This is a genomic window from Psychromonas aquatilis (genome assembly GCF_038155185.1).
GTDB lineage: Bacteria > Pseudomonadota > Gammaproteobacteria > Enterobacterales > Psychromonadaceae > Psychromonas > Psychromonas aquatilis.
This window is the reverse complement of sequence record NZ_JBAKAZ010000141.1, coordinates 1-470: the sequence shown is the minus strand read 5'-3', so window position 1 is coordinate 470 and position 470 is coordinate 1. Positions and strand designations below refer to the sequence as shown.

Annotated in this window: 1 protein-coding gene; it reads right to left on the bottom strand. The window is 33.2% G+C overall.

Annotated features, from left to right (window positions below):
* Positions 1-88 precede the first annotated feature (88 nt).
* On the bottom strand, positions 89-367 hold the full coding sequence (locus tag V6256_RS15190) for a hypothetical protein (protein ID WP_341599103.1): 279 nt from the start codon (positions 365-367) through the stop codon (positions 89-91).
* Positions 368-470 lie beyond the last annotated feature (103 nt).

The window sequence follows — 470 nt, the reverse complement described above, 5'->3', positions numbered from 1 at the left end:
GACACCCATTAATTGAAGACTATAAAATCAATCAATTACAACTTAAAGTCGATGGTTCTCCAGCCTTTATTTGTTTGTTAGATATGAACTATTTCCACTGAGTTAATGCATTGGCAATTATACTTTTGACAAGGTTTAAAGGAGGACGCTCATTTAATTCAAAATAGCTTTCCATATATTTCGCAAAATGGAGAAAATCCGCCTCTGTCGCTCTTAAAATTCGATCCTCGGAATAATCATCACCGAATGTTTTGATAAGTAATTCATAACTATCTTGGTTAGAACACTCTAATTCTTCATAGAACTCATCTATTGCATTAGTGACTCCATCAGGAAAGTTCTCTAAAAAATAATTTTCAGCTTGCATAGTTGAATGCTCCTAAAAGTAGTAAAGGTAGCGGAAAGTAGAAAGTAGCGGACACCCATTAATTGAAGGCTATAAAATCAATTAATTACAACTTAAAGTCGAT

Bases quoted from the DNA above. Each gene is read 5' to 3' on its own strand.
- V6256_RS15190 (WP_341599103.1), bottom strand. From the start codon at position 367: ATGCAAGCTGAAAATTATTTTTTAGAGAACTTTCCTGATGGAGTCACT.